We start from the raw sequence: 10,073 nt of genomic DNA on the forward strand, positions 1-10,073 counted from the left end.
AGCAACATTATCACCACCTCGTGCCTATCCCTTTCTCCGTTCTTCGCCCCGGCACCAAGCCGTTCCGTTTTGTAATTGATGCCACAGCTGTAACGCGAAGAAATAAAAAGCCCGCTTGCAACGACTAAAGCGGGCTTTTTTTTATTCATACTGCATATGATTAACGGTCTATCCACCGTTCAATAATCCCATCAGGTACATCGAAATCATTGTCGCGGAAGAAATCCTTTTCGTATTTTCTGGCCTGCGGCATCGTCTTGAGTACGAAGAGGATGGCATCCTCCTTGGAACTGAACGAAGTCCGCGTAATGACGTGATCCGGCGCGTGAATGTGGGAGAGTGCCAGGCTTTCTTCGGTTCCTGGCTTACACAAATCACACCAGTGCTTATGCCAGAATGTCTCACCATTCTTCTTCAGCTTCGCCCCTGGTTCACCGGTTGGCGCTGGGTTAATAACCACCTCAAGAATATCTACCGGCTCATCTGCATCTCGCGCCGCATCGCCGAGCAGTTGATCGATAAGCAACTCCCCGGCTGAACTGACCAGGTTGCTGGCTATCGTGAAGCGACGGTGTAAGCCGCGATCTGCCTCTTGCTGAATCAGCGCTATCTGCGATTTAAACGATACCATATGCGTAAGCACAGCATGGTTAACGCCGAAATCAGGCCCATATGTCTCTATGTTTCGGTCTGCGCTAAAAGGGGCCATGTCCGGGCGCTGTTTTGTGCAAAAGAGACCCAGACTTGTTTTCTTATTGGCAAGATTATCGAGCTTACCCTCTTTGACCTCGTAATTTGAAATCAGACGGTGGGCTACCCGGGCCTTGAGTGCCTTATCATTCAGATTCTGATAGATATACTCGACCGCAGAGCCGCGTGTACCAAGATATAAGTATGACCACTCCTCACGGTCGACAATAAGACCAATCGGGATCATCATTACTGGCTTTTGAACGATCCCGCCAGTCGGTCGGTAGAAGTTCATTTCTTCAAAAGCATTAATCCACAATTCTGCCAGCTCGCTCAGACCTTCCTGGTTGCTGGGATTCAGACGCTTGAGAGTCTCACGGCCCAGTTCAATGTCTGCCAGAGCTTTAAGTTTCCGGTCGTAGCTTTCAAATACAGACTTTAACCCTTTCCACTCATCCACCAGCGGCCATTCTTTGAGGGTGCATTCAGATACGCTCAGTTCGTTAACCAGAGCCCATGAGCGAGATACCTCTTTCACACCGGTACGCGTCAGACTCAATACCACACGTATAGCCCATTTGTGTTTCTCAGCTGCATCGTTTCGTTCTTCAGCTCGTGGGGCTACATACAGGCCCAGTTTGCCGTTTGGCATTACCACAAGCCGTAGAGGAGAGTTTCCAAGTTGCTCACAGTAGCATTCAATTTGCGGGATGCTTGCATGACCTCGCCATGCAATTAAATCCATCATGGCAAGGAGCGCTTTCCATTGCTTCTCATCTTCCAGACCACTTTGGAGGGATGCACCTCGGTTTGCGCAGCGCCACGTCTGAATCGTTTTATCTACAGCCGCAACCCGGTCATTTTCGTCACCGATGTTCCCGGCGTTTAAAGCCGCCAGCATTTTGCTTCGGTATTGTTCTTCATGCGTTTCTTCCAGCTTCAGCAGTGCCGCAAGTTCTTTGAAGAGCCGGATGTAATAAAGATGGTTAGCCCGGATACGCCGGTTGTGAATGTAATATTCGAGATCGGCGGATTTCACCGTGTCCAGGCAAAGATAGCCAAGGCTATCAGAGGTTCTGAATTTTGAGAGGCATACCTTGGCATTGAATTCTCGTTTGTCTGACTTCGCATTACGGCTGTAGGTGTGCTGAACGACTGGCACATCAACGTAGATCTCTTCATTCTTCTGGTATGCCACGCTGGTACTACGGCTTTTAACGAAATCAACCGTGAATGAATGTCCCCGGTAGCCGTTACCTGAATCATCCTTAGCTGCCCCGGGTGCGGTAACCGGATTAACGACCTGTCTCCACTCACAAAAGACGCGTGAACCAGAACGCAGGTGCTGGTTCGCCTGCTTAATGTAGGACTCCAGCGATGGTCTGGTATCGGCCTCCGGGTCACTCAACAGACCGGTTCCATCTGCGTCATGAATAAAGCGGCAATATTTCTCCTGGAAGTCCATCGAGATGAAATTAATGTTACTACTGCGATCATAGAATTCGCCAAACAGGCGCTCACGCTGGTCGAGCCCGCAGCAAAGGATCAGGAAACGTTTATAGTGCAGCGCCATCTTTTCATGCGCCCGCAGCCGGTCAGTGTAAGCTACATCGCGGAAGGTGATGCGAGAACCGTCAAAACCGCGAAAAAGCGCGTCCTGCTCGTCACGTTCAGGGAACAGCGTATGAGCGCCCAGATGAGATTCAACCGGGCTGCATACCTGGTAAATATTTTCGCCGTCTCGTACCAGCAGGAAGACACATCTGTTTTGAAAGTCTTTGGCCGCAGCCTCCCACGGATCCTGATAATTGACGTGCCGTCTGGTGACGGCCATAACCAGTACGCAACGTTGGGTCGGGAAAATCTGCTCGATTAGGCCCGGGTGTTTTTGCAGTGCCTGGTCGAATAAATCTGCTTTGGTGAAATCGAACCAGTCTCCCAGATCCAGATAGACAGCGAGCTCCTCATCCATCAGTAGCTTTTTCTGGACAAATGTCAGAGGAATGTCGCTCGGGGCTGAATTGCCTTTGATTATCGTGTTGACGACAACATCTTTGCCGATGAAAAGATCCAGAGACGCAATCCCTTTCATCAGCGATTCAACGTTCTCCCTGCTCTCTTCGAATGCGGCCAGCTGCGCCGCAGCCATTTCCTGGTAATAGGGTACGACGGCCTGAACGGCCCTGGTAATTTCGTTATTCTTACCTTGTAGCCATTCAGATTGTATGACGGCCAGTTTATGTCCATGCCGAGCCGCTTCCATCATTCCCTTAATGCTTTCCTCATTGACACCGGATGTCAGCGCATTTTCTAACGGGCCGGTGGCGAGGTTTGTGTACTGGTCAATCGTCGCGGGTAGAGTATTGAGTTTGTTCTCGCTTTTTTCTGTCTGCTCTTTTTCAAGGCGTTCCGCAATGATCTCTTTCATGCGTTCAGGGTTTGTCATCGCCTCGGAAAGTTCAACGGTCAGCTTCTGAGCCAACTGCTGGCAGGCCTGCACTTCACTTTCGCGGACTTCTTTCGAGTCAGCAGCAAAGGTGAATTTGTTAACGAAGTCATCAAACAAAAAGCGGTGCTGAGTGAAGCTACGGGTAGTGCCACAAGTGCGGCCAGATTCATCGGTATATTCAAACCGAATGTGTTGGCCATGTTTTGATGGGTGGGTGCGCAGAATGACCGTATGCAGTTTGTTGTCGACCCAACGCAGCGATTCAATCAGCAGTACTTCGGAAGCGGCAATGTTCTCTTCAGCAATGGCTTCATTTGCCCGCCAGTACTGACCGCCTTGAAGAGAATGGAAACGTTCAATTCGCTCTACCGGTTGTTCAATGCGCACGATACCCGTCATTATGATCTCCTTCCCCCGGCTTTAGCCATGTTGCCGCTATTGTACTAGGACATGGTGTTTCTAATGGCTTAAATGGGGGACATATTGTTTGTGATACTTTGATTTTATCGTTGGGGGGGCAGGTGACGAATAGCTCTGGGGGATGAAAGGCAACGAAGAGTTGCCTTTTACGAAAAGGAAGATGCAGTACGAATTGCGGGTGGTCAGGAAAGAGGGTTTACCCAGCCTTTTCCGGTCTCGAACTGAATTTTGCCAGCCTTTCTTAGCGCCTGTAACCGCCGGTCAAGAATGCGGAATGGCATCGGCTTATTCCTCTCCTCATCAGCGAGTCGGGAACACTCACCAGCTACGTCTGGAAGCATAATCAGTGAAAATGGAACCGGCTCTTTGCCGAGTATTTTCATGATCGCACTGTCCAGAACGGCGTACTTGTTTTTAGCAACTTGCATGTTCACTGTCCCCTCTCTCTATAGCGTGGTGATCGGTTCGCCTGATACCTACGGAACACATTCCGGTGGGACGGCCTTATTTTTATCCTGCCAACGTAGAGCAGCCTTAATACACTGCTTACACGTTATTTCACATACGTAAGGCCCGTACTCACCATCACTATGGGTGGCTGGGTTAACCCAAAGCTTGCCGTTACTTCCACCTGCGGCGGTGCAAAGAAAATCCCCTTCATTTCTGACCAGGCGCCCATCACGTATGTCCTCAAGTAAAAGCACGTGAATCACAGTTCGCCGGTTTATACCGTTACCGCTACTGTTTTCCGTCAGCCCGGAAATCACCGATTTGAATCCGCTTGTCCATCGTACCGGAAGATACAAACGAGCGTTTCGCTCTTGCGCCTGTTGCATCAGCTTCATATCGAGAGCGGCCTTTTGCTGTCGTTCTTCTTCTTGCCGTGTCAGACGTTGTCTGGCCTGTTCCTCTCGTCGGGCCCGGCTATCAATCTCAGTTTCAGCTTTAATATCGAACCGGTCAGGTGTAAGAAACAAAGTCGCACCTACCGGAGGGAGTGTGCCCTCCACCAGCAGCAGGTTATCCTTTGTTGCTTCCACATAAACTGTTCCAACCTCGGTAACCACACCCGTTTTATCTTTTTCCCCCCGGAACCAGAAGGGCGATGGGTAAGGAGGGTATTTGAGAACGATCATAATTTTTCCTTTCTGAAATACCGCATCGAGTTAATTTACTGGTTGTCAGAACGCAGTAATGTTATTTCTGATTTTGTTCCCGGTACTTCATTACGATATCCATTTCCTGTTGAGTTAATCCATTCTGAACTGCGGCCCGGCCTTGCCATATGTGAAAGAGCACCTCAAGAAAGACCCTTTCTTCTTCCTCTGATACTGAACCACTTGAATCAGGTGAGTAATCATCTTTCATAAAGCTATCGAACAGAACTCTTTCGCTGAGCCCCGCTATAGCAGGTTGTTCGCTGTGGGTCAGCCAACCGTGATGCCACGAAAACATGCAGTAGGCTGCTACATCACGTGGATCACCTTTTGAAAGGTGTCGGTGGAGCTCTTTGAGGCATTCATCCTTCCAGTCAGATTTTGCCCATTCAGCCCCACGACCATACTTCTCCTGGGCCCGGTAAAGCTTACCCGCCATCTCAGAGGCGAAGTTAACTACAAGCTGAGCTGTTGCATCGTGTAAACCAGCAGGGATCTTTACGAGGTGATTTGTGAGGCCACACTCATTGATAACTACCCGCAGACCACGCTTTATCTCTTCAACATCATCGGAACCAATTGCACCCTCACCAGATGCCGCGTGGAACGCGTAGGCCATTGCGTCCGTTATTTCTACCGATGAATCAGCCTTTTCGCCTGACGTACACGTTTCTTGAACCAGCTCGCCCTTCTGTTTGTTGTCCAGCAGACTAATCATGGTGTTTTTAAGTAACGTTGCTTTTTTGACGGCTTCCATATTGCCGTTCTGCAAAGCGGTCGTAATCTCAGTATCTATCTCGTTAATGCCTAGCTGAAGCTCTTCAGCACTGGCATAGAATATATTTACGATTTTTGTCTGGCGCATTAATTTTCCTTTTCAATAATTTTATGTCCAAGAGAATCAAGTATTGCAATAACTTGGTCTCTGGAATATGCAGGATAACTATGATCTGCAAAGCAACATGCAGGGGGTGGCAGTATGATTTTTTGTGGGCTTTTATTTCTTAGTTCCTTTAACTCCAATAATATGCTGAGTAATTGAGACGCTTTCTTTTCCATCGCATCAGCTCGGCTTGGGCTGATAAGTGCCCTCTGCGCATATAGCAGTTCAGTTGTAGTCTCAGTAATCATCGAGTCGAGTTTTGCAGGTGTCAGTTGCTCCATTTTTCCACCGGTTATTAATGCAATAATTGAATTCAGACCGTCTCTTTTGAATAGACAACGTTTTTAGCGAGTTCGAATACAAAATCGCTTACGAAGGTAAAATCGCGCCATACCAGCACACCATCTACCTTATGCCGCAACTCAACCTGAGTGGATGTGTTGCTATACTTAGTGACCTTGATGTCCCAATCAATGAAACCACCAGCATTCTGAAGTTCAGTGACAGCGGCTAGGTTTTCCTGTTGCTTCAGGTTGTAGGCCTCGTCTGAGTCGTCGTTCTTCACAAGCTGGATTTTTTTGAATACCATGCGGAATCGGTCGGCCAGAACTTTGCCACGCATTTTTTCAACATCATTAAATACCTGCTCGACGTATGCACTCATGGTTTTCCTCGTGACTTTAATGATAGCAATTACAAAACCCGTATAGCCTGATTAGGCTCTGTATTTTTTAAAAATTAATCCGTGAGTAACATTATTAACTGCATTAAACCTACGACGAAATTTAAAAGAAGACAAAATGTGCTTGAATTTAAGAAATATTGAATTCGTTTAGTTTATCTGTTAAAAAAATACTGCTATTGAGCACCAAAAAAGGTGTCTTCTTACAGCGGAAACAAAAAACGCTAGAAAGTTACTTTTTCCTCATTGGAAGGCTTTTTAAAAGCGTTTCCATCGGGATGGCTTCGACGGATTGTTTCATTTTCTCTGGTTCTACTCCAAGAGATGCCAGCTGCCGGTACAGTACTTCCCGTTCTTGCAGGAGGCTTATCGCCAGCCGTGATATTGCAGCGGCGTTTTCCAGGGCGATTGCAAGGTTGTTTTCGGATGGAAAACTATCCCATGTATCCACTATGCCTTTTGCCAGGCACACGGTTCGCTTAAGCGGCTGAGGAACGTTTAATGGGTTAACGCCGGGTGGCATACCGGACAACTGCCTAATCAGTGCTCTTCCTTTCATTCCATCAGTTCTGTCTGCCATAGCAAGACCTCTATTCGTTGTACGTGGTCACTTCGGCTGAGTAGCAGTGCTGCTGATAACAGGCCTCTGTCTGACCAGACAAAGCGGTACGCAGCATTACGGTAGTTCCGGGTACGGGCGCGGATTTTGACCCGGGCGGAAAATCACTTAGCTCTACACTGATTCCGGCATGACCCGAAAACAGCACTGGGTTTTCACGCATTTTCATGCCGATATTCTGGTTACCATTTGCAATGCGATACATCACTTGTTCGATAGTAATCTGAACAGGTTCGTTGATCCGTAAAGGCCTGTTCCCGTTGCTGCCATTAGCCTGGCTGCACAGCAACAACATAGATGCTACTGTCGTAATAGCAACAGAGCCTAGTGAAAGCATGATTTTCATTATTTTCCCTTTATTCCAGGCAGTTAAGCCGCCTCACAAAATTCACTCTGACCAATGCTTGTTAAACCTGACAATTGCCACAGCCTGATTAACCGCATCATTATTTTGATATGGATCCGTAACGCGTCCGCGTTCTGAGTTGCCAGTTCCTGTATGTGTATCAGGCCAAGGCTCAACTCTTTATGGCTATTGAGTTCATAAAGCGCACGTCGATAAATATTGAACATCTCACGAGCCACCAGCGATTTAAGGACTTCCGGTACTGAAGCACAGTGCGCGAAAGCTCGGGCCCGCTCCTGTCTCCAGTAGCGGCGCAGCGCATTTGATGTATCAGGTTTGTTGCCCACGTCACTCATCACAAGACACCAGGCATTGGTCTGGTTGATCAGGACAGTTTCCAGGCTGTTTTTGCACAGCGTTTTCTCGTCCATAAGCTCGTTATGGCTTTCCTGGCGTAAGACGCGATGCAGCCAGAACCCAAATTCTGTCATGCGGGTCATGTGGTACTGGATGGTGAAAGCGAGGTTAGCCCACCATTTAAAACGAATGATCCGGGCCTCCAGCGTTCTTTTCAGAACATGCTGGTATTTCTCGGTCGAGAGGATGCGAAGGTCTTTTCGAGCTGTGATCCCTTCCATCGACTGGAATCCGGTCAGGCCGAGTCGATGGTAGGTTTGACCACGCTGCATCATTTTGTGATACAAGGCTGACTTACCTTTGCACAGAGATACCGTGCCGAAACGCAGGTAGAACTGCGCCGCGCTCCCAGCGGTGTACGCCCCGCTCTCAATAGCAGATTTAAGGCGTGGGTATTCCACCCATAACACAAAGCTTGCAGACTCTTCATCTACGGTAACTTCGTTATCTTCGCTGAAACTGACAACACGACGGTGGCCGTCTCTTGTCTTGATGACACGTGCGGCGCGTTCGTCATCTCCGCCGTCGAAATAGGTCATTTCCGCAACAGGATCAGCCAGCCCATCAAATAGTGAGTCATCGCCAAATTTCCCCACCTTCAGCCAGACTGCTTTAGGGATTGGGGACTGAGGGACTACAGGCATCGTCGGTTCATCAGTCAACAGATCCAGCTCGCCGTGGGCCCAGACGCGGTGGTAGATCTCCAGTGCCCTAAAAGGCTTGTCATTGAAATGATGGAAAGCCCACATGAAATCGACATGCACAACGGCTTCTTCGCTGACGATGCGGAACTGAGGCCGGGACATGCGACGGTTATGCGCATTGTCTTCCAGCAAGCCGTAAGCGAGTTTCTCGGCAACGTCATCGGCGCGTTGCTGCTCTACGTAGTCGGCGCTACAGCAGATGTGTAACAGACGTTCCAGGAATTTCGGCGAGTATACATCTGGCTGGATCTTAATATACCCACCTTCGTATACCGTGCGGCCCACTGGATGGCGGTCTTCCCAGGCATAACGGCGTTTGGCAATGAAACGCTGAAGCCGGTTCAGGATAGCCATATAGCCATATTTCTCCGGGTCGGCATTCAGCAGGTTTTCCATAGAGCGGTCGAGCCCTACAGCCTGGCAAAGCGAGCACCCTATAATTCTGATCATTTAGAAATTTTTTTGCGTTTAAAATCAATGAATTGAAAGATTTCATTTTTCTAAGTCTGATAAAACAGATGAAAACTGTAGTGGCACAGTAAATTTGGCCACCTGATTAAAGGTGTGGAGTGCCCCCGAGCCCGTAGACAAATCTGCCCTATAGTTGGACTGACCCCACCCCGGTAGACGATCCTGCCCTATAGTTTGAGCATAGGGGGAGCATATGGGCACACCACGATTTACACCTGAATTTAAGGAAGAAGCCGTCCGACAGATAACGGAACGCGGTTATTCCGTTGCCGAAGTATCTGACCGTCTGGGCGTTTCTGCCCACAGCCTCTACAAGTGGCTACGGGCTATCAAACCGGATAACAGCGAGCAGCATGCCCGGGATTTACTGGAAGCCAAAAGCGAGATCCTGAAACTACGGGCACAGCTAAAACGTACCGAAGAAGAACGGGATATCCTGAAAAAGGCCGCTGTAGATTCAATTGGTCAACGCAACAACCATGTGAAAACATGTGGTTGCGGAGGATCGTTTGATGAAACGTACATTTACAGCAAAAGAAAAATCGCTCGTTTTCGACTTGTGGAAGAGTGGGACAGGATTTAGTGAAATAGCTAAGATTCTGGATTCAAAACCCGGAACTATTTTCACCATGTTGAGGGACACCGGCGGCATAAAACCCAATGGGCACTGTTGCAAATAGTCGGTGGTGATAAACTTATCATCCCCTTTTGCTGATGGAGCTGCACATGAACCCATTCAAAGGCCGGCATTTTCAGCGTGACATCATTCTGTGGGCCGTACGCTGGTACTGCAAATACGGCATCAGTTACCGTGAGCTGCAGGAGATGCTGGCTGAACGCGGAGTGAATGTCGATCACTCCACGATTTACCGCTGGGTTCAGCGTTATGCGCCTGAAATGGAAAAACGGCTGCGCTGGTACTGGCGTAACCCTTCCGATCTTTGCCCGTGGCACATGGATGAAACCTACGTGAAGGTCAATGGCCGCTGGGCGTATCTGTACCGGGCCGTCGACAGCCGGGGCCGCACTGTCGATTTTTATCTCTCCTCCCGTCGTAACAGCAAAGCTGCATACCGGTTTCTGGGTAAAATCCTCAACAACGTGAAGAAGTGGCAGATCCCGCGATTCATCAACACGGATAAAGCGCCCGCCTATGGTCGCGCGCTTGCTCTGCTCAAACGCGAAGGCCGGTGCCCGTCTGACGTTGAACACCGACAGATTAAGTACCGGAACAA

At 48.9% G+C, this 10,073-nt stretch carries 10 protein-coding genes and 2 pseudogenes; 3 read left to right on the plus strand and 9 right to left on the minus strand.

Features of this window, described 5'->3' with window-relative positions:
- Positions 1-160: 160 nt before the first annotated feature.
- The 9 genes from OGX67_RS06925 to OGX67_RS06965 all read right to left on the minus strand — a co-directional run bounded on the left by OGX67_RS06925 (position 161) and on the right by OGX67_RS06965 (position 8,817).
- On the minus strand, positions 161-3,538 hold the full coding sequence (locus OGX67_RS06925; protein WP_007372331.1) for a hypothetical protein: 3,378 nt from the start codon (positions 3,536-3,538) through the stop codon (positions 161-163).
- A gap of 203 nt (positions 3,539-3,741) precedes the next feature.
- The gene (locus OGX67_RS06930; RefSeq protein ID WP_032951184.1) at positions 3,742-3,987 is read right to left on the minus strand and encodes a hypothetical protein; all 246 of its coding nucleotides are present in this window, start codon (positions 3,985-3,987) and stop codon (positions 3,742-3,744) included.
- Positions 3,988-4,035: 48 nt separating this feature from the next.
- Complete coding sequence (locus tag OGX67_RS06935; RefSeq protein WP_008786574.1) at positions 4,036-4,695, minus strand: DUF8336 domain-containing protein; 660 nt, start codon at positions 4,693-4,695, stop codon at positions 4,036-4,038.
- A 61-nt stretch (positions 4,696-4,756) separates the two neighbouring features.
- Positions 4,757-5,581 carry a hypothetical protein gene (locus OGX67_RS06940; RefSeq protein ID WP_007372328.1) on the minus strand — a complete coding sequence of 275 codons (825 nt, stop codon included), beginning with the start codon at positions 5,579-5,581 and terminating at the stop codon, positions 4,757-4,759.
- Positions 5,581-5,880 (minus strand): hypothetical protein, encoded by a 300-nt coding sequence (locus tag OGX67_RS06945; protein WP_016241553.1) that lies wholly within the window; start codon positions 5,878-5,880, stop codon positions 5,581-5,583. Before OGX67_RS06945 ends, OGX67_RS06940 begins: the two co-directional genes overlap by 1 nt.
- Before the next feature lie 32 nt (positions 5,881-5,912).
- Complete coding sequence (locus OGX67_RS06950; protein ID WP_007372327.1) at positions 5,913-6,263, minus strand: hypothetical protein; 351 nt, start codon at positions 6,261-6,263, stop codon at positions 5,913-5,915.
- Between the two features lie 250 nt (positions 6,264-6,513).
- Positions 6,514-6,861, minus strand: coding sequence for a hypothetical protein (locus OGX67_RS06955; RefSeq protein WP_008786575.1), 348 nt, complete (start codon positions 6,859-6,861; stop codon positions 6,514-6,516).
- 10 nt (positions 6,862-6,871) lie between these two features.
- Positions 6,872-7,246, minus strand: a complete 375-nt coding sequence (locus OGX67_RS06960; protein ID WP_008786576.1) for a hypothetical protein — start codon at positions 7,244-7,246, stop codon at positions 6,872-6,874.
- 23 nt (positions 7,247-7,269) lie between these two features.
- A complete protein-coding gene (locus tag OGX67_RS06965) occupies positions 7,270-8,817 on the minus strand; it encodes a hypothetical protein (protein ID WP_230320623.1) in 1,548 nt (515 codons plus the stop codon).
- Positions 8,818-9,031: 214 nt separating this feature from the next.
- Here OGX67_RS06965 and OGX67_RS06970 point away from each other — a divergent pair.
- The 3 genes and pseudogenes from OGX67_RS06970 to OGX67_RS06980 all read left to right on the plus strand — a co-directional run.
- A pseudogene (locus OGX67_RS06970) lies at positions 9,032-9,289 on the plus strand (transposase); the annotation flags it as partial.
- A 61-nt stretch (positions 9,290-9,350) separates the two neighbouring features.
- A pseudogene (locus OGX67_RS06975) lies at positions 9,351-9,497 on the plus strand (helix-turn-helix domain-containing protein); the annotation flags it as partial.
- Positions 9,498-9,564: 67 nt separating this feature from the next.
- On the plus strand, positions 9,565-10,073 hold a 509-nt coding region (locus tag OGX67_RS06980; RefSeq protein WP_061317786.1), incomplete at its 3' end, for an IS6-like element IS26 family transposase.

Source organism: Citrobacter sp. Cf118, from assembly GCF_030334095.1.
Taxonomy (GTDB): Bacteria; Pseudomonadota; Gammaproteobacteria; order Enterobacterales; family Enterobacteriaceae; genus Citrobacter; species Citrobacter freundii.

Coding starts and splice junctions, on each gene's coding strand:
- OGX67_RS06945 (WP_016241553.1), bottom strand. CDS start 5,880: ATGGAGCAACTGACACCTGCAAAACTCGACTCGATGATTACTGAGACT.
- OGX67_RS06960 (WP_008786576.1), bottom strand. CDS start 7,246: ATGAAAATCATGCTTTCACTAGGCTCTGTTGCTATTACGACAGTAGCA.
- OGX67_RS06955 (WP_008786575.1), bottom strand. CDS start 6,861: ATGGCAGACAGAACTGATGGAATGAAAGGAAGAGCACTGATTAGGCAG.
- OGX67_RS06930 (WP_032951184.1), bottom strand. CDS start 3,987: ATGCAAGTTGCTAAAAACAAGTACGCCGTTCTGGACAGTGCGATCATG.
- OGX67_RS06925 (WP_007372331.1), bottom strand. CDS start 3,538: ATGACGGGTATCGTGCGCATTGAACAACCGGTAGAGCGAATTGAACGT.
- OGX67_RS06950 (WP_007372327.1), bottom strand. CDS start 6,263: ATGAGTGCATACGTCGAGCAGGTATTTAATGATGTTGAAAAAATGCGT.
- OGX67_RS06935 (WP_008786574.1), bottom strand. CDS start 4,695: ATGATCGTTCTCAAATACCCTCCTTACCCATCGCCCTTCTGGTTCCGG.
- OGX67_RS06940 (WP_007372328.1), bottom strand. CDS start 5,581: ATGCGCCAGACAAAAATCGTAAATATATTCTATGCCAGTGCTGAAGAG.
- OGX67_RS06965 (WP_230320623.1), bottom strand. CDS start 8,817: ATGATCAGAATTATAGGGTGCTCGCTTTGCCAGGCTGTAGGGCTCGAC.